Genomic DNA, 18098 nt, shown 5'->3' with positions numbered 1-18098 from the left:
ATTACTTCGTCGCCGAGGCTCCTCGTAATGACAGCGGGCGGAAGTTCATCAGGAGGAGCCACAGCGGCATGGCAATCTCGCTGTTAGGGATTACTTCGTCGCCGGGGCTCGGCTTTCGCATCCTGCGTCGCTCTACCACCTACACCCCATCCTACGAAAACCGCTACAGGAACGGCTACGCAGATCGGAGCCTCGATGCGCCGACGCACCCGATTCTGTTTTTCGTCCTCTGGACGGCGCCTGATTAATGGGAATTCGAATCCGGTGGTCGATCCGTGATCTCCCAGGGGTCGACCGGTTCGCCGGGGATACGGTGGTCCTCGTCGGACCAGGCGCCGAGGTCGATAAGCTTGCATCGTTCCGAGCAGAACGGACGCCATTTCTGTTCCGGCTCCCAGCGCACGGGGCGGCCACAGGTGGGGCAATGGACGGTTGGGGTCATAGGCGGCAGCAACTCAGTTGAAAATCGATATCTTCATAAACTTGGACCGATCGGCGCTCGCCAGGTTGCATGAAACGGACCGTGAACCGATGTTTTCCACCACTTACTTCGGGGAAAAAGGGCTGCTCTGCCGGCACTCGAATGCGGATCAACTGATACGGCAGGTTGGCACTGAGCGACTGGCCGTAAACCCCGCGTTCGCCCGTTTCGGGACGGAAGTCGGCACTGTTGCGGATCAGCTTCAGCAACAGCTCCACCGGTTGGCGTACAGCATCGAGATTGGCGGACCAGCGCTCCAGGTCCCGGTGGCGGGCTTCGGCAGGCTGTTCCAGCCAGCGGTGGTATCCTGGCAGATCGAAATCGCACGTTCCACCCGCAATCGCCGTGCGTTGGCGTATGCTGCTCAGGAATTCGCTGTCGCGTAGCTCCTGCCCGAGCGGACCCGGATAGCCGTTGAGGTTTGCGCGCAGACGCTCAAGCGCCCGCAGGATATTACCCAATCGTGCATCGTCCACCTCCGGGTGCTCCAGATGGGGCTTCAGGTTGACGGTGGCCCGCTCCATCTCTTTCATCAATTCCGTCTTCAAATCAGCGCGGCCAAATACGTCGAGGATCTCCATGAAAGTGGCGATCGTTGTGCGGCTGTCCCAGGGTGATTCGCCGTGCAGGAAATGATGCACCTGTTTGAACAGGTGCTCGAGCCGCAGCAGATTGCGGATCTTTTCGTTGACCGGATGCTCGTAGGTGATGGTGTTATACACGATGTTGGTAACAGGGCGGCAGTCCGCCTCGGGCATGGATGAACACTGGTGTACTGTTTTATGCTAAATAGCGCTTGCGCAGGAAATAGGAGCGCTGCGCGCTGTTCGCCCACGGGGTGGGCTCCTATAGAGGGCTATTGCCTTCGCTTCCGATTGGAGGGCCGCCCCGGCGCGATGCTGTCTGACGAAAATCGCCGCGGGGGCGCGCCTCCTACTCCCGGTGATGCCCCTTTCTTTTGTAGATCCCTTGATTGCAGCGCAAGATAGTCTTCGATGCAAGCCAGGGGTCTACAGGGGACTCTGACACACTTAGGATGAAACTGTACACTAACGGGTTTGCTTTCCTGCGAGTCGCAGGTAAAGACGATGCAGATCCTGGACCTGCTGTCGGAGTTTGTCCAGCGTTCCATCGTTTGTGAGCACATCATCTGCGGCCGCCAGTCGCTCTTCGCGTGACGCCTGACTCGCCAGGATCGCTTGCGCCTGACGGTTATCCATCTCGTCCCTGGTCATGGTCCGCTGCAACTGGAGCGAGGTCGGACAATCCACCACCAGAACCCGGTCGACCAGCTTCTGCCAGCCTTTCTCTACCAGAAGCGGGATTACCAGAACGGCATAAGGCTTTTGCAGGGTGTCGGCGCGACGAACCAATTCGTCGCGAATCGCGGGATGAAGCAGCGACTCCAGTTGCTCCCGTTTTGCGGGATCCGTAAATACCTGCAGGCGCAGGCGGCTCCGGTCGAGTGTGCCGTCGGGCTGGAGGAACTCCTTTCCAAAACGTTCGGCTACTTTGGTGAGCAGGGGAGATCCCGGCGCTACCACCTCGCGGGCAATAACGTCGGTATCGATGACGGGCACGCCGGCATCGGCAAAGAAATGCGCCACAGTGGACTTACCGCAGCCGATTCCTCCCGTCAGTCCCACCCGCAGCATGGCTACATCGCGAAGCGCAGGTAGGCGCGGGTGAGGTCTTCGCCCCAAAGCAGGGCCAGCCAACCCGCAGCCGCCAGATAGGGGCCGAAGGGGATTGGCGTGCCGCGTTCGTGACCCCGGAACAGGATGAGGCCGATACCGACTGCCGCACCGACGACGGAAGAGAGGATGATGATCACCGGCAGAGACTGCCAGCCCAACCAGGCGCCCAGCAGGCCCAATAGTTTGAAGTCGCCGTAGCCCATACCCTCCTTGCCGGTCGCCAGTCGGAACAGCTGGTACACGGTCCATAGCGAAAGGTAGCCGGCCGCCGCGCCGATAATCGCCGTTGCCGGGGGGACGAAGACCCCCGCCAGGCTCAGCCCCAGCCCCAGCCAGAGCAGAGGCAGCGTAATATCGTCTGGTAGCAACTGATGGTCGAGGTCGATAAAGGTCAGCGCCACCAGCCCCCACGTCAGCAAAAGGGCGAATGCCGCCTCCCAGCCGAAGCCGAAATGCCAGGCAGTAACGGCGCTGAGGATGGCGGTGGTGAGCTCAACCGCAGGATAGCGCGCGGAAATAGGGGCTTTGCAGTGCCTGCACCGTCCCTTCTGGAAGAGGTAACTGAAGAGCGGAATGTTCTCCAGGGGGCCGATGCGATGGCCGCAGTGGGGGCAGCGGGAGGCCGGTCGTGCCAGATTAAAAGGCTCCGATTCTGCTGGAGCCGCCGTCTCACCGACCAGTTCCTGGCAGTGTAGCCTCCAGGCACTCTCCATCATCACCGGTAGACGATAGATGACCACGTTGAGGAAGCTGCCGACGGCGAGGCCCAAAACAAAAATCGCACCGACGAAGAGTGCCGGATAAGCCGCGAAGAGTACCATGGCCTCTTCCATCAGATCGCCGAACCCATTTTGAAGATGGGCAGGTACATGGCGATGACCAAGGTCCCGATGAGAACACCGAGAATGGCCATGATGAGCGGCTCGAGCAGGCTGCTCAGCGAATCGACCGCGTCGTCGACCTCCTGTTCGTAGAAGTCCGCGACCTTGCTCAGCATGTGGTCTACCGAGCCGGCCTCTTCGCCGATGGAGGTCATCTGCACCACCATATTGGGAAAAACATTGGCATGGGTCATCGCATCCGTTAACGAGGTCCCGGTGGAGACTTCGCTACGCATGGCCGTTACAGCATTACCGTAGACGGAGTTACCGACAGCTCCCGCGACCGATTCCAGCGCTTCGACGAGCGGCACGCCGGCGGCAAACATAGTCGATAGGGTACGGCCGTATCGGGCAATGGCTGCCTTATTCAGGATGCCGCCGATCACCGGTAGTTTGAGTGAGATTTTGTCCACCGCCTCCTGTACCGCGACCGACTTTTTCTTAGCATTAATGAACCCATAGAGTACGATCCCAAAACCACCAAAGATGGCCCACCAGTATGCCTGAAATATTTCGGAGAGATCGACAACTGCCCGGGTCAAGGCCGGAAGATCGGCCCCAAATCCCGAAAAAAGAGACTCGAATTGCGGAATAACAAAGATCAAAAGAATTGCCGTTATGATAAAGGCGACCACCAGAACCGCCGCCGGATAGAACATGGCCTTCTTGACCTTGGACTTTATCGCTTCCGTTTTTTCCTTGTAAGAGGCGATCTTGCCGAGCAGGTCTTCGAGAATGCCGGCCTGTTCGCCCGCATGGACCAAATTGCAGGTCAGTTGATCGAACTGATTGGGATGCTTTCGCAGAGCGTCGGCCAGATTGTTGCCGCCCTCTACATCGGACTTAATCGCTCCGACCAGGTCTCGCATACTGGGGTTATCGTGTCCCCGTCCGATGATCTCGAAGGATTGCACCAGCGGAACCCCGGAAGACATCATGGTCGCGAGTTGCCGGCTGAAGATCGAAATATCCTTGGCCGTAATCTTCTTTTTGGTTTGTCCCCCGAACAGTGGTTTCGGTTTCTTTCGGACCTTGGAGGGATTGACGCCCTGTCGCCGAAGATTCGCCTTGACCAGAGTCACATTGCGGCCCGCGCTCTCTCCGCGAACCCGTTTGCCCCTGCGATCGGTCCCTTCCCAGATAAAGGTGTCCTGCTTGGCAGCTTCAGCCATGGGTTTTAGTCCTTCGTCACGCGGTTAATCTCTTCAAGACTGGTAACACCATCCTTGATCTTCTTCAGGCCCGATTTTCGCAGGTCTGGAATACCCTCCTTGTCGGCCTGATCGGCCAGATCCATTGCCGTGCATTCCTGCATAATCATTCGGCCCATCTCCTCGGAAACCGGCATCACCTGATAGATACCGACGCGCCCCTTATAGCCTTTAGTACAGCGGTCACACCCAACGGCCCTGTAGGGAGTGAATTGGCCGATGTCTTCTTCGGCAAAGCCTTCCCGCCGTAGTGTTTCCTTGGGAATATCCTCGGGCTGCTTGCAGTGCTCACAGAGCCTGCGCCCCAGTCGCTGGGCAATGATCAGGCTGACCGCGGAGGCGATGTTGTAGGGGGCAACCCCGATATTCATCAGCCGGCCCAGCGTCTGCGGGGCGTCATTGGTGTGCAGGGTGGAAAGCACCAAATGCCCGGTCTGAGCCGCCTTGATGGCGATCTCCGCCGTTTCGATATCGCGGATCTCGCCGACCATGATGACGTCCGGGTCCTGGCGGAGAAAAGCTTTGAGGGCCGAGGAGAAGGTCAGTCCGACCTTCGGATTGACGTTGACCTGATTGATTCCGGGCAGATTGATTTCGGCCGGGTCCTCGGCCGTGGAGATGTTCACATCCGCGGTATTGAGAATATTGAGGCCGGTATAGAGCGAGACGGTCTTACCGGAACCGGTCGGTCCTGTGACGAGGATCATGCCGTAGGGTTTTGCCAGGGCATCCAGATACAGCCTCTTTTGCTCTTCTTCGTAGCCGAGCGCATCGATGCCCAGTTTCGCGCTGGAGGGGTCAAGGATACGAAGCACGATCTTTTCGCCATACAGGGTCGGACAGGTACTGAGACGAAAGTCGATAGCCTTGTTCTTGGAGAGCGTCAGCTTGATGCGGCCGTCCTGGGGGACGCGTCGTTCGGAGATGTCCAGGCGGGACATGACCTTGAGACGGGCTGAAATCTTGTTGGCCAACTGGACCGGGGGTTTCGCCACTTCACTGAGGATGCCGTCCTGTCGCAGGCGCACGCGATAGATTTTCTCGTACGGCTCGAAGTGGATATCGGAAGCTCCCTTGTTGATCGCATCCAGCAGGATCTTGTTGATAAAACGCACCACCGGCGCATCATCGACTTCCGAATCGTTGCTATTCTCTTTCTCTTTGTCCTCTGCGGAGATATCGAGATTATCGAGGTCCTCATCGCCCAAGTCGGACAGACTGGTATCCGTGGCGTTCAGGGCCGCTTCGATCGCACTACCGAGCTTGTCCTCCTCGACCAGTACCGGCTCGGTATTCATCCCGACATGGAACTTGATCTCGTCGAGGGCGTTGAGATTGGTCGGATCGGAAACCGCGACAAAAAGTCGGTTGCCGCGCTTCAGTAGAGGAAGGGCATGGTGATGGCGGATCAGCTTATCTTCGACCAGTTTGACCACTTCCGTGTCGAGGTCCATGACCCGGAGGTCGAAAACCGGAACGCCAAACTCTTTGGCTGCCACCATGGCAATTTCGCGGGCACCGACCAGGCCTTTTTCAACCAGATAGGTGGTTAGCGGAATCCGCTCCTTGCTCGCCTGTTTCAGGGCATTTTCGGCATCCGACCCGGTGAGTAACTCCTCACTGACCAGCTTCCGAGCGAGCCCACTGAGCGCAACCTTTACTGTAGAAGTTACCATTGACTAGCTGCCGAATCCGCAAATAGTGCCAATACTACGTTGATATCGGGAAAAGGTTCAATCAGGCGACATCATCCTTCATACGAAAGAGTACGAGTCGCAAGTCTGACACCTGTATCACTACGAGTATGTGTTGTCGTTCACGGACACAGTGGATTGTGGCCGACTTCGTCCGCCACTGCAGTCCGATAGTAAGCCTTCCGGACGGATTCCTTCCTCTCGGTGAAGCTGGAGAAAAGATAATCTACAGGAGGGGTAAAGTAGGTTAGGGAGACATCAATCGATGCTCGAAGCCTGACTAGCTTGATCTTTCTCTTCCAGTATCTGGAAAAAGACCGTCTCCAGAGACACGGCGGGCCTGATATCCACTATCCTGCCACCGTTCCTGGTCAGTCGTGAAATCCACTCCGGCATCTCTCGCTGCGCGAGTTCCAGCTCGAACTCTCCTTCCCTCAGTGGTGTACCTTCGGATAGCGCATCATCTTCCGTTTGGAACCTGACAACGAAGCGATCCGCGTGCTCAGCTACAAGGTCTCGGGGTGAACGTGTGGTCAGCAGCGCTCCTTCGTTGATAAAGCCGAAACGATCGGCGATGCGTTCCACATCATGCAGGACGTGGGAGGTGAAAAAGATCGAGCCGCCTTGCTGTTTATATTCCTGCAGTATTTCAACCACATCCTTGCGCCCCACCGGGTCGAGTCCGGAGAGCGGCTCATCCAGCACTAGGAGTTTCGGTTGCACTACCAGTGCATGGGCCAACGCAACACGCTGGACATTGCCCTTGGAAAGCTGGCGAATCCTGCGCTTGGCGTTTTGCGCCACGGAAAGACGCTCCAGCCAGTGCATGCACCACGCTTTTTCATTATTGCGCCGGATACCGTACATGTGCAGGGCCGTGCGCAGGATGTCCAGCGGGGTGAACTGCTCATACATAGCCGGAGATTCCGGCAGATAGGCGACGTCCTTTCGGGCCCCGGCCTCACGTGCCGGTTTTCCGTAGATTCGGACCTCGCCGTCATAGGCGTTGATGATATCCAGCATCACCTTGATGGTGGTGGACTTGCCCGCGCCGTTGGGACCGACAAAGCCGAACACCTCCCCTTCAAGGATTGAGAAGGTGATGCCCTTGAGGGCATGAACCGCTTTCCTGCCGCTGTTGAACGTCTTGCTGACGCCGTCAAATTCCAGTGCTGCCGTCATTGGTGGTTCTCGAGCCCCTCTATTTTCAGTGTGCGAAGGCGAAATATCCCATCAACGAATTCATACCCCAGACCCAGCGGGTCATGGGGAAACTGCTCGATGATACCGCTATCGATCAGCTGCTGCGGTGTTTGCAGTGAATGCCCCGTCTTTTCCTCATAGTGCTGCTGACCCTGGCGCAATGCAATCAGCCCCTCAAGGCGCTTCAGTCGCTTTTCCAGCATCTCCTTGAGCCTGATGTCGTCGGTGCTCTGAATCTGTTCGCGGAGGTAGCTGAGGGCCATCTTTTCGTCATCGATCTGCCCGACGGCAAGCATTACCGCCAGCTTACGCAGGGCGGCGGCGTTTTCCGAAGCGCGTCCGGCGGCGACCTCCAGGGCGTGACGGGCCGCATCGATATTGCGATAGAAGAAGTAGTGATTGAAGCCGAGGAAAAACGGCGGCACTTCATCCCAGAAGCGGCACTCGGTGGCGCGCTCAAGCAGATTCAGACTCTCTTCCTGCATGCCGCCCCAGCTCAAAATGGCGTTGCCCAGATAGTAGTTGTCCTCATGGCAGGGGTTGAGTTGAGCGGCCAGGCTATGTGCACGCGTAAGATAGTTGGCGCTGTCGCGGTCATTGCTGCCCGATGCGGTTGCGGCGAGTCGGATCACTTCGAGATTGGCAGCAAGAAAACGATCGCCGCCATGTACAAGAAGCTGTACCGGCGCACTGATGACAATGCGATCCGTCACTTCGGGGGGAATATGCCTGGACTGCCCCTGCATGCCGACCCATGCGGTCAATACAAAGACAGACACGCTACCAAGTGTTACGAATGGCCATGAATAACGATACATCTTCAGCTGAACCGTTTGCGTTGCAAAATCCAGAGCGCGAGCCCGGTTAGTGCCAGCGCATACGCAACTGTGCTGATTATGATTGCGGGCCAGTTTGAAGGGAGAAATTCCAGGGTGTTGTAAAGGGATACCATCCTGATGTCGAGTGCCCCCAGGTCTGGTAGCAGGTAGCCAAGTACTCCCAGTGAGTCCTGGTACATCTCCTGATGGGCGACCAGCCCGATCTGGTTATTCAACAGCGCTACGATATCGCCATAGGAGCGGCTCACCAGCATGAAGCCAATCGTGCCGACCAGAATGAAACTGGGAGTAGAGGCCACGACGGCAAAAAGGCTGGCAACAGCAGTCAGAACAAACAGATCGACCACTATGAATGCCGTCGTGAGGATATAAGGGTTGCCAAGCGATACAGGGGTCGCCTGAGCGTAGTCGGCACTAATCAGCGCCACCATGCCGGCGAGCACGCTCGCCATTATTGCGAGCAACAGCACAGACAAGGAGAACACAACCAGGGCGCGGCCAAGATAGAAGTGGTGGCGGGGACGCGGGTAGGTCAGCGAGGTGAGAAAGTAGCGTCGCTCGAATTCCTTGCTAATCAACTCCTGGCTCAGGATCACGATGACCAGCGGCAGTGCGATTCGAATGAAGGAGACGCCGATGTCCAGTGCCACCGTTGCCGGCTGTCTGCCACTGAACTGTGCAGCCATTGCCACTATCAGAACCTGCGCAACCAGGATCCAGAAGCAGATTGTGAGAAAGCGCGCCTGCAACGCCAGGCGAAGGCCAACGATAAGATCAGATTTGCGGAGCATCTTCAGGTTCAAGCTGCAAAAAAGTATGCCGGGTACCGGAGTAGCGAGGAGTGATTATGGCCGCTTAATTGGTCTCAGCAACCATATCCCCTCACTGTATCGCCGCCCGAGCCATGAAAGCGAGGTTTCTGGCATCGGATTTTGCCACCGAGTCATTGGCCTTGGCGCGGTATTCATTGAACTGGGGAATGGCCACTGCGGCGAGCAGGCCGACGATCGCGACCACGATCATCAGCTCGATAAGGGTGAAACCGCACTCCGACCTTGTGATCATGCCGGGAACTCCTGGATATGGGAAGGCCGGGATGCAACTGACCCCGGCCTTCGCCATTGATGTCCTTCAATAACCCGTGACATATCTGCTGGGGCGAACGAGGTTATTCAAACCGCTCGACTCATTAGACAATGCCGGCAGGTATCAATTGAAGTGGTCAATCGCGGCAATGGTACTGTCCTCGCAGGCGCCACCCAAGGCCCCGGGCGCGACTGTGCCACCGGTGCTGCTGGCGGCATAGGAACGGAAGTCGGCGATGTCGAAGGTGTCTGCGGCTGCGGTGCAGCTGCTATCGTTCCAGATTGTTTCGTTGGTTAATGGGTCAGTACCTACGCTCTGACACTGCAGGGCTGTTGCCTTACGGCTGCCCGCCTCATGGCAGGTGGCGACTTTAATGGAGGCGTCGATCACAGCGCACGAGTAGGCTCCATGGACGTTTTTGGACAGCTGAAGGGTGACCGGCTCGCCCAGCAGTTCGCAGCCGGTATTATCATTCTGAATGACAGTACCAGTGCTGAAGTTGGTGCCGGCAGCCATGGCAGAGAAGGAGGTCATCATGGCCAGCGACAGCAGGCCTGCGGTAATCAATTTTTTCATTGTGTCTCTCCTGAGATCTTGTGGCGGTTCTTAGAGTTGCGCAGCCGTCATCACGGTGATGCTGTTCTTGGCATCGGCCTGGGCGGTGGAGTCGTTGGCCTTGGAGCGATACTCGTTGAACTGCGGGATCGCCACAGCGGCGAGGATGCCGATGATCGCCACGACAATCATCAGTTCGATAAGGGTGAAACCCTTTTGGACCTTTTTCATTGTTCTCTCCTCAGACATTGAATTGCGATCTTGCAAATCTTCACCGGTCGTAACGTTGTTTTTTTCTGGACCGGGTTTCCCCTGAAGCTTATGCAGTTATTGTGCCAACCGCTTCTGGTGTTTTCTGCACCACTCCGATTGTGCAATGTTAGGCGGAAGAATGTGTGCGGTGGATCACACTTTGAGGCTTTGGTACGGCTCTTTTCACCCGTAGGGCGATGAGTGCGCGCGTGCTGCACGTGTGAGCCCGGAAAATTCACGAATTCACCGCAAAGACGCCAAGAGCGCAAAGAATTCAAATGTTTATCGGCATGCATAACCGAAAAACACCGGAAACTCAGCACCGCGACGATGATGCAAGATGCATTGCTATCAAAGCTTTGCGTCCTTTGCGTCTTTGCGGTGAATAATCCGGGTGAGAAACTAAAGAAAACCATCTATTTTCGCGTTAGGTGACTAACTACGTCCATAGGTGACGAAATTGGTCACCTGTGGCTCACTCGATGCCGAGCTTTTTGAGACGGTAGCGGAGTGAGCGGAAAGACAACCCGAGGCGTTTGGCAGCGGCGGTTTTGTTGAACCGGGTCTGTTCGAGGGCATTGAGGATGGTCTGCCGCTCGACCTCCATTAGATAGGGCTCCAGTTCGACGGGTCCATCGCGGACTTCATCCGATAGGATCTGGCTCCCTTCGGGAAATTGGAGAAGCCCCTGACTGATGAAGGTGTCCTCGCATAGGGTGACTGCACGTTCCAGGATATTTTCCAGCTCGCGGACATTGCCGGGAAAGGTGTAGGACTGCAGCGCTTGCAATGCTGAACCTTGGATTTCAAGAGGCTCTATCCCCAACTCGCAGGCAAGCCGCCTTAGAATGTGTTCTACGAGGATCGGAATATCCTCCGGGCGCTCCCTCAGGGTAGGTGCTTGCAGCTGGATGACGTTGATGCGATAGAAGAGGTCCTCCCGGAATCGTCCTTCCTGGACCAGCGTGGCGAGGTCCTGGTGGGTGGCGCTGAGGATGCGGACATCGATATGCATCTCTTTTTGGGCGCCCACCGGCCGGATGGCCTTTTCCTGGATGGCCCGCAGCAGTTTGACCTGCATCACCAGGGGCAGGTCGGCCAGTTCGTCAAGGAACAGGGTGCCGCCATGAGCGGCCTGGAACAGGCCCGGTTTGTCATGGGTGGCGCCGGTGAAGCTTCCCTTGCTGTGGCCGAACAGCTCGCTCTCCATGAGATCCGCCGGGATGGCGCCGCAGTTGACCGGCACGAAGGGTCTGTCGGCGCGAGGGCCGTTTTCGTGGATAAGGCGGGCGATCAGCTCCTTGCCGGTGCCGGATTCTCCGCTGATGTAGACCGGGGCCTGGCTACGGGCCAGCTTGTTGATCGTCGCGCGGATGTTGCGGATGACTTTCGACTCACCCAGCAACTGCCGACCGGCATGGTTTTCGGGCCCGGGCGTTTCGTCTTTTCGCCCCATCTTCAGCGCTGTACTGACCAGTTCCCGAAGGGTGGCCAGTTCCACCGGTTTGTTCACAACATCGAAGGCGCCGGCCTTGAGGGCCTCGATGGCCAGGCTCATGTTGCCGTGTGCCGTTATGACGGCTACCGGGAGTTCCGGCCGGTGCTGCTGAATATGGCGCACCAGTTCGATGCCGTTGCCGTCCGGCAGGCGCATATCCGCCAGGCAGAGGTCGAAGTCGGAATGAGCGAGGTGATCCCTGGCTTCCCGCAGGGTTTCCGCGCCTTGGCAGACCACGTCCATGGGGGTAAGGGTCAGCTCGAGCAGTTCCCGTATATCGGGTTCGTCATCGACGATCAGCGCGCGGTATTCGGTCTTATGATTCATGACGAGAGACCTGACGGCGGGTGACTGAATGACAGGCGAAATCGGCATCCGCCGCGCTCATCGGGCACGTAAGCCAGTCCCGCATTATTGCATTCGGCAAGCTCCCGTGAAATATAGAGTCCAAGCCCGGTCCCCGAGCGTCGGGTAGTGAAGAAGGGTTCGAACAGCTGGTTTGCTACGCTGTCGGGGATTCCCTCTCCTTTATTGAAGATATCCAGGTAGGGCCGCCCGGTTTTGGAGTGACCCGCCGTGAGTCGAATCCTCGGGGTGCCGGTGTTGCGGCTATACCGCTCGGCATTCTCAAGCAGGTTGCCCAGGATCTGCTGCAGGTGGGTGGGATCGAAACCAATTTCCAGATCGGAAGGGATTGCCACCGGGATGTTCGCTGCATCGATGCCGTGCCTGTGACAGAACTCGGCTATGAGGGTCTTCACGACCGGGGACAGCGTCAGTGTGACCATCTTCGAGCGGTCCTTGCGACCGAGCTGGAGGATGCTCTCGATGATGGTGTTCACTCGCCGTGACTGCTCAAGCACGATCTCGGTCATACGCTGGTCGGCCTTTTCGAGATGAGGCGACTCCGCAAGCAGTTGGCCGGCATGGCTGATCGCTCCGAGCGGATTGCGGACCTCGTGGGCGACACTGGCGGTCAGGCGCCCGAGGGCGGCGAGCTTCAGCTGTTGAACCTGTCGGGCGGCGAGACTGGCATCTTCGAGAAAGATCAGGGTTCCGGCACGTCCGTTGGATCCGATATCCATGAAGCGCGGAATCACTTCATAGTCGACATCCTCAAGCTTCACGGCACCAGGCCGCTGACCACCTTGTAGCCAGCGCGCCAGGCGTTGCGCCAGGTCGGGAGAGACTTCGCCGAGGTAACGGGTAGTGCTGCTTGTGGAACTGAGCAGGCGTTTGGCCGCGACATTCATCAACCGGACCCGCTGATAGCTGTCGACCACCACCACCCCGGTCTGCATGTGTTCGATGATGAATTCGGCCATTTGCGCCATGTTCGCCAAATCCATCTCCCGCTGTTCGGCCAATACTTCGCTGGCCCGGGCGTGGCGGCTAAGTACATGGGCGAGTACGGCAGTGGCAAATAGCGCAGCCCCCAGCAGCCCTGCCTGGGAGTAGGCCACGGCCGCCCCGGGTACCGTCAAATGCGAGTACAGCTGCTCCAGCAGCAGGGCTATCGTTGCCACTGCGGCGAACAGTCCGGCGGTCCGCCCCCCGGTGATCATGCTGGCATTGGCAATGCACACCACCAGTAGCATTCCCAGTCCGCTGGCGACACCTCCGCTAGCATGCATGAGCAGGGTCAGGGCGGTGATATCCCCGGTGACCTGGGCGTAAAGCTGGACGCGAAAGCCGGGCTGACGTCGTTCGGAGAAGCCTATCGAGATAGCGGCGAATACGAGGTAGGCAATGCTGACGTCCAGAAAAAAACCGGGGTCGTGGGCGCCGAGGGGCATCGGCGGACGCTGATCCGATGCGAGAAAGACGAAGGCGCTGCTCAGCAGCAGGCGGTAGATGTTGAAAAAACGCAGCGGCTGCCAGGTCTTGGCACTGCTTTCGGGCGTCTGGAACGAGAGGGGAGTGGTGGTTAGTGAGCCATCCATTACCCGTCTGCCTGATCCCTGTGCTCGGCACTGCAGAACCAATCCTCTCCGCGCCTGAATGCCTCCTGTTCGGGAACATGCAATCCGCATTGCCGGCAACGGACCATTTGTCCGATTTCCGGTTTCGAGCGCCGCGGTGCGATTCGGTGGTCGCGGTTGTCACGAAAACGGCGCACCAGGGCGTAAACGGCCCAGATGATTGCCAACAGAATAAGAAGACGAAACAGTCCCATGTTGTTCGGATTCCTGCTCTTCAATCAAGGAGTATTGCCTTGGCGGATTGTATCGGCCCTGCTGCAAAAAGGCCAAGCCGGGCTTTTGCCAAGGTCCCGGCTTTCGGACACAATACCGTTTTTTCGTTGAGGCGGGGAAAGCATGAATCTCCACGAATATCAGGCCAAGGGTCTGTTCGGCGACTATGGCATCCCGGTCCCGGAAGGGCAGGTGGCGGCTAACCTCGCCGAGGCGGAGCATGCGGCCCAGGCGCTGGGCGGGGGTCGCTGGGTGGTCAAGGCACAGGTCCATGCCGGGGGCCGCGGCAAGGCGGGTGGCGTCAGGCTGGTGGAAGGACTGGAGGCATTGACGTCCGCGGCCGATGAGCTACTCGGCAGCCGACTGGTGACACACCAGACCGGGACGGAGGGACAGCCGGTCAACAAGGTCCTGGTCGAGGCCGTCTCCCCGATCGCCCGTGAACTCTACCTCGGCATGGTGGTGGACCGCACCAGCCAGCGGGTAACGATCATGGCCTCAGCGGCCGGCGGCATGGAGATCGAGGAGGTGGCCGCGACCCGCCCCGAGGCCATCTGCCGCGTGACGGTCGACCCCGTGGTCGGCTTGCAGCCTTACCAGTGCCGCCGGGTGGCCTTCGGGCTGGAACTGGAGGGCTCGCAGGTCAAGGAGCTCGGCAAACTGATGATGGCCCTCTACCGGCTCTTCATGGAGCGCGATGCCAGCCTGGTGGAGATCAATCCCCTGGTGGTGACCGGGGAGGGCCACCTGCTGGCGCTGGATGCCAAGATCAACCTCGACGAGAGTGCATCCTACCGGCAGTCCGCCCTGGCGGGACTCCACGACACCACCCAGGAAGATGAGCGCGAATGCCGCGCCCGGCAGCACGGTCTGAACTATGTCCGTCTAGACGGCAATATCGGCTGCATGGTCAACGGTGCCGGGCTGGCGATGGCCACCATGGACCTCATCAAGCTGCAGGGCGGCGAGCCGGCCAACTTCCTGGACGTGGGCGGCAGCACCACCGCGGAGAAGGTGGCCGAGGCCTTTAAACTGATCCTCTCCGACCGGAACGTGGAAGCCATTCTGGTGAACATCTTTGGCGGTATCGTGCGCTGCGACCTGATCGCCGAGGGCATCATCCAGGCGGTCCGGGAGGTATCGGCCGCGGTGCCGGTGGTGGTCCGGCTGGAGGGGACCAACGTGGAGCGTGGGCGTGAACTGCTGGCCGACAGCGGACTGGCCATCGATACGGCGGCCGACCTTACGAATGCGGCCCAAAAAGCGGTTGCGGCCGCGGGAGGGAAGGTCTGATGTCGATTCTGGTCAACAGCGATACCCGGGTGATCTGCCAGGGCTTCACCGGCAAACAGGGCACCTTTCATTCGGAGCAGGCCATCGCCTACGGCACCCGCCTGGTGGGCGGCGTCACCCCCGGTAAGGGCGGGCAGATGCACCTGGAGCGGCCGGTGTTCAATACCGTTCATGACGCGGTGGCGGAGACCGGTGCCGATGCCACCATGATCTATGTCCCGGCGCCGTTCGCGGCCGATGCCATTCTCGAAGCGGCCGATGCCGGCATCGAGACCATCGTCTGTATCACCGAAGGCATTCCCGTCCTCGATATGCTGAAGGTGAAGGCATCGCTGCGTGGTACCGAGTCGCGTCTCATCGGCCCCAACTGCCCCGGCGTCATCACTCCCGGCGCCTGCAAGATTGGCATCATGCCGGGCGCGATCCATAGCCCGGGACGTATCGGCATTGTCTCCCGTTCCGGCACGCTGACCTATGAAGCCGTGCACCAGACCACCCGTGCGGGGCTGGGCCAGAGTACCTGCGTGGGCATCGGCGGCGACCCGATTCACGGGCTCAGCTTTGTCGATTGCCTGGCGCAGTTCGAGCAGGACCCCGGCACCGACGGGGTTATCATGGTCGGGGAAATCGGCGGGATGGCGGAAGAGGAGGCGGCCGAGTTTATCCGTCACCACGTCAGCAAGCCGGTGGTGGCTTACATCGCCGGGGTAACTGCTCCCAAGGGGAAGCGCATGGGGCATGCCGGGGCGATCATTGCCGGCGGGAAGGGCACTGCCGAGGAGAAGTTCACCGTCCTGGAGGCCGCCGGAGTGACCATCGCCCGCTCGCCCGCCGAGATGGGCGAACGCATGGCCGAAGCCCTGAAGGGCTGAGTCGATGACTACCGTGGCAACTCGATCGCGGCTTCGGCTTGCGATGGCGCAGCTGGATTTTCATGTCGGCGATGTCGCCGGCAATGTGCAGCGCATCATCGCTGCCGCCGGGCGCGCTCGCGATGAACTCCAGGCCGATGTGGTGATTTTCCCGGAACTGGCCCTCAGCGGTTACCCACCTGAAGACCTGTTGATGCGCCAGGGGTTTCAGTTGCGGGTTCTGCAGGGGCTGGAAGAGATCAAGCGCGCGGTGCACGGCATCGATGTGCTGCTCGGCTATCCGGCCATGGCCACGGGCGGTCTCTACAACGCCGCCTCCCTGCTTCGGGACGGGGAGTTGATCGCGACCTATCACAAGCAGCACCTGCCCAACTACAGCGTGTTCGACGAGGTACGCTACTTTGCCGGCGGTCACGAGCCCTGCGTGGTGAACGTGAAGGGTGTCGCGGTCGGAATCACGATTTGTGAAGACATCTGGCAACCCGCTCCCGCGGCCCAGGCCGCTGCCGCCGGCGCGCAGCTCCTCATCAACATCAACGCCTCTCCCTATCATCTTTCCAAGGGAGATGAGCGGGAGAGGGTGGTACAGAAACGCGTCGAGGAGACCGTTCTGCCGATTGCCTATCTGAACCTGGTCGGCGGACAGGATGAACTGGTCTTCGATGGCGAATCCTTCGTGATGGATGCCGGGGGGCGGGTCGTGCAGCGCGCCCCGGCCTTTGAAGAGGGGCTCTGGATTGCCGATTTCGACATCGGCGACGGAGTCCGGCCGCTGCCGGCCGAGTGCTCACCCAAGCTGACCGAGGAGGAGAGCGCTTATGGTGCGCTGGTCCTGGGAACGCGCGATTACATCGACAAGAACGGTTTTTCCGGCGTGGTGATCGGCCTTTCCGGCGGGATCGACTCGGCGCTGACCCTGGCCGTTGCCGTTGATGCCGTCGGCCCGGAGCGGGTGGAAGCCGTCACCATGCCCTCGCGGTATACCGCCGATATGAGTGTCGAGGATGCCAGAGCGGAAGCCGCGGCGCTTGGTGTCGAGTGCCGCACGATCCCGATCGAGTCGCTGTTCAATGCCTTCCTGGAGAGTCTGGCGGACGAGTTTTCCGGTACCGAGCCGGACGTGACCGAGGAGAACATCCAGGCCCGCTGCCGCGGGGTGCTGCTGATGGCTATCTCCAATAAAAAGCACAAGATGGTGTTGACCACCGGCAACAAGAGTGAAATGGCCGTGGGTTATGCCACGCTTTACGGGGATATGGCCGGCGGTTTTGCCGTTCTCAAGGATGTCCCCAAGACCCTGGTCTACCGACTGGCCCGTTATCGCAACAGCCTCCAGCCGGTGATCCCGGAGCGGGTTATAAAGCGCCCCCCATCGGCCGAGTTGGCGCCGGATCAAAAAGACAGCGACAGCCTGCCTGCGTATGATGTATTGGATCCCATTCTGGAAATGTATGTCGAACGCGACCTCTGCCCCGACGATATTGTCCGTCAGGGCTACGACCGGGACGTGGTGGAACGGGTCGTGGGAATGGTCGATCGAAATGAATACAAGCGCCGGCAGGCGCCACCGGGCGTGCGCGTCACCCGCCGTGCCTTCGGCCGCGACCGGCGCTACCCCATCACCAACGGTTACCGTGATTGAATCACCCTGAATTGTGCATTCTTAAAATGCACCTCGGTAAGGTAAGGAACTGCGAATTTAAAGAATGACCCTACACCTGATTTCGGTCGAGGAGCGTGCAATGAATAAGGTCGAAGCCATCATCAAGCCCTTCAAACTGGACGACGTCCGTGAGGCGCTGTCGGAGATCGGTATAGCCGGCATGACGGCAACGGAAGTGAAGGGTTTCGGACGTCAGAAAGGACACACCGAGCTCTATCGCGGCGCCGAATACGTAGTCGATTTCCTGCCGAAGGTGAAGATCGAGGTGGTGATCGAATCCGGCAAGGTGGATGAGTGCATCGAGGCGATCACCAACGCCGCCCACACCGGCAAGATTGGTGATGGCAAGATCTTTGTCACGGCCGTGGAGCGCGTGGTTCGTATCCGCACTGGAGAGGAAGGACCCGCCGCGATCTGACGGGAAATCACCGCGGGAGTTTCCCCTGCCCCGAGGAATTTTCCGGTAGGAGGGCCGCCCCCGGTGCGATGCGGTCCGTCACGGAAAATCGTCGCGGGGCGCGCCCCCTACCCGTTCCGTGCCTCCGCCGTACCGGTAGGAGGGCCGCCTCCGGCGCGATGCTGTCGTGACGGGAATCGCCGCGGGGGCGTGCCTCCTACCCGTTCCGTGCCTCCGCCGTACCTGTAGGAGGGCCGCCCCGGCGCGATGCTATCCGTGAC

20 protein-coding genes are annotated in these 18098 nt (G+C 59.2%); 5 read left to right on the top strand and 15 right to left on the bottom strand.

Going from position 1 to position 18098, the window contains the following annotated elements; genetic code table 11:
• Nucleotides 1-248: hypothetical protein (locus Q7L05_RS13440; protein ID WP_303907599.1), on the top strand; the 248-nt coding region annotated here is incomplete at its 5' end.
• Here Q7L05_RS13440 and Q7L05_RS13435 read toward each other — a convergent pair.
• The 15 genes from Q7L05_RS13435 to Q7L05_RS13365 all read right to left on the bottom strand — a co-directional run bounded on the left by Q7L05_RS13435 (nucleotide 245) and on the right by Q7L05_RS13365 (nucleotide 13573).
• The gene (locus Q7L05_RS13435; protein ID WP_317623132.1) at nucleotides 245-442 is read right to left on the bottom strand and encodes a DNA gyrase inhibitor YacG; all 198 of its coding nucleotides are present in this window, start codon (nucleotides 440-442) and stop codon (nucleotides 245-247) included. The genes Q7L05_RS13440 and Q7L05_RS13435 overlap by 4 nt on opposite strands.
• The gene (gene zapD / locus Q7L05_RS13430; protein WP_303907593.1) at nucleotides 439-1239 is read right to left on the bottom strand and encodes a cell division protein ZapD; all 801 of its coding nucleotides are present in this window, start codon (nucleotides 1237-1239) and stop codon (nucleotides 439-441) included. Before zapD ends, Q7L05_RS13435 begins: the two co-directional genes overlap by 4 nt.
• Nucleotides 1240-1530: 291 nt before the next feature.
• On the bottom strand, nucleotides 1531-2136 hold the full coding sequence (gene coaE, locus Q7L05_RS13425; RefSeq protein ID WP_303907590.1) for a dephospho-CoA kinase: 606 nt from the start codon (nucleotides 2134-2136) through the stop codon (nucleotides 1531-1533).
• A gap of 2 nt (nucleotides 2137-2138) precedes the next feature.
• Nucleotides 2139-2999, bottom strand: coding sequence for a prepilin peptidase (locus Q7L05_RS13420; protein WP_303907587.1), 861 nt, complete (start codon nucleotides 2997-2999; stop codon nucleotides 2139-2141).
• Nucleotides 3000-3010: 11 nt separating this feature from the next.
• The gene (locus tag Q7L05_RS13415; RefSeq protein WP_303907584.1) at nucleotides 3011-4231 is read right to left on the bottom strand and encodes a type II secretion system F family protein; all 1221 of its coding nucleotides are present in this window, start codon (nucleotides 4229-4231) and stop codon (nucleotides 3011-3013) included.
• A 5-nt stretch (nucleotides 4232-4236) separates the two neighbouring features.
• Entirely contained in the window at nucleotides 4237-5946 is a 1710-nt protein-coding gene (pilB, locus tag Q7L05_RS13410; protein WP_303907581.1) for a type IV-A pilus assembly ATPase PilB, read from the bottom strand.
• A gap of 276 nt (nucleotides 5947-6222) precedes the next feature.
• Nucleotides 6223-7146 (bottom strand): ABC transporter ATP-binding protein, encoded by a 924-nt coding sequence (locus Q7L05_RS13405; protein ID WP_303907579.1) that lies wholly within the window; start codon nucleotides 7144-7146, stop codon nucleotides 6223-6225.
• Complete coding sequence (locus tag Q7L05_RS13400) at nucleotides 7143-7946, bottom strand: hypothetical protein (RefSeq protein WP_303907577.1); 804 nt, start codon at nucleotides 7944-7946, stop codon at nucleotides 7143-7145. The genes Q7L05_RS13405 and Q7L05_RS13400 overlap by 4 nt, the downstream gene beginning before the upstream one ends.
• Nucleotides 7947-7987: 41 nt before the next feature.
• Complete coding sequence (locus tag Q7L05_RS13395; RefSeq protein ID WP_303907575.1) at nucleotides 7988-8797, bottom strand: hypothetical protein; 810 nt, start codon at nucleotides 8795-8797, stop codon at nucleotides 7988-7990.
• Nucleotides 8798-8888: 91 nt separating this feature from the next.
• Complete coding sequence (locus tag Q7L05_RS13390) at nucleotides 8889-9071, bottom strand: type IV pilin protein (protein ID WP_303907573.1); 183 nt, start codon at nucleotides 9069-9071, stop codon at nucleotides 8889-8891.
• A 144-nt stretch (nucleotides 9072-9215) separates the two neighbouring features.
• On the bottom strand, nucleotides 9216-9668 hold the full coding sequence (locus Q7L05_RS13385; RefSeq protein WP_303907572.1) for a hypothetical protein: 453 nt from the start codon (nucleotides 9666-9668) through the stop codon (nucleotides 9216-9218).
• A 30-nt stretch (nucleotides 9669-9698) separates the two neighbouring features.
• Nucleotides 9699-9878, bottom strand: coding sequence for a type IV pilin protein (locus Q7L05_RS13380; protein WP_317623131.1), 180 nt, complete (start codon nucleotides 9876-9878; stop codon nucleotides 9699-9701).
• Nucleotides 9879-10374: 496 nt separating this feature from the next.
• Nucleotides 10375-11724, bottom strand: a complete 1350-nt coding sequence (locus Q7L05_RS13375) for a sigma-54-dependent transcriptional regulator (RefSeq protein WP_303907570.1) — start codon at nucleotides 11722-11724, stop codon at nucleotides 10375-10377.
• Nucleotides 11721-13340, bottom strand: a complete 1620-nt coding sequence (locus Q7L05_RS13370) for a sensor histidine kinase (protein ID WP_303907568.1) — start codon at nucleotides 13338-13340, stop codon at nucleotides 11721-11723. The genes Q7L05_RS13375 and Q7L05_RS13370 overlap by 4 nt, the downstream gene beginning before the upstream one ends.
• Nucleotides 13340-13573 (bottom strand): PP0621 family protein, encoded by a 234-nt coding sequence (locus tag Q7L05_RS13365; protein WP_303907566.1) that lies wholly within the window; start codon nucleotides 13571-13573, stop codon nucleotides 13340-13342. Before Q7L05_RS13365 ends, Q7L05_RS13370 begins: the two co-directional genes overlap by 1 nt.
• Nucleotides 13574-13715: 142 nt before the next feature.
• Here Q7L05_RS13365 and sucC point away from each other — a divergent pair, with 142 nt between their 5' ends.
• The 4 genes from sucC to Q7L05_RS13345 all read left to right on the top strand — a co-directional run bounded on the left by sucC (nucleotide 13716) and on the right by Q7L05_RS13345 (nucleotide 17838).
• Nucleotides 13716-14885 (top strand): ADP-forming succinate--CoA ligase subunit beta, encoded by a 1170-nt coding sequence (sucC, locus tag Q7L05_RS13360; RefSeq protein WP_303907563.1) that lies wholly within the window; start codon nucleotides 13716-13718, stop codon nucleotides 14883-14885.
• Nucleotides 14885-15757 (top strand): succinate--CoA ligase subunit alpha, encoded by an 873-nt coding sequence (sucD, locus tag Q7L05_RS13355; protein WP_303907562.1) that lies wholly within the window; start codon nucleotides 14885-14887, stop codon nucleotides 15755-15757. The genes sucC and sucD overlap by 1 nt, the downstream gene beginning before the upstream one ends.
• 4 nt (nucleotides 15758-15761) lie before the next feature.
• The gene (locus Q7L05_RS13350; protein ID WP_411293341.1) at nucleotides 15762-17399 is read left to right on the top strand and encodes an NAD+ synthase; all 1638 of its coding nucleotides are present in this window, start codon (nucleotides 15762-15764) and stop codon (nucleotides 17397-17399) included.
• Between the two features lie 100 nt (nucleotides 17400-17499).
• The gene (locus tag Q7L05_RS13345) at nucleotides 17500-17838 is read left to right on the top strand and encodes a P-II family nitrogen regulator (RefSeq protein ID WP_303907557.1); all 339 of its coding nucleotides are present in this window, start codon (nucleotides 17500-17502) and stop codon (nucleotides 17836-17838) included.
• The last annotated feature ends 260 nt before the right edge of the window (nucleotides 17839-18098 follow it).

It is taken from the genome of Thiohalomonas denitrificans (assembly GCF_016841685.1).
Classification (GTDB): Bacteria; Pseudomonadota; Gammaproteobacteria; order Thiohalomonadales; family Thiohalomonadaceae; genus Thiohalomonas; species Thiohalomonas denitrificans_A.
The sequence above is the reverse complement of the archived record's forward strand: the minus strand, read 5'-3'. Positions and strand labels throughout refer to the sequence as shown.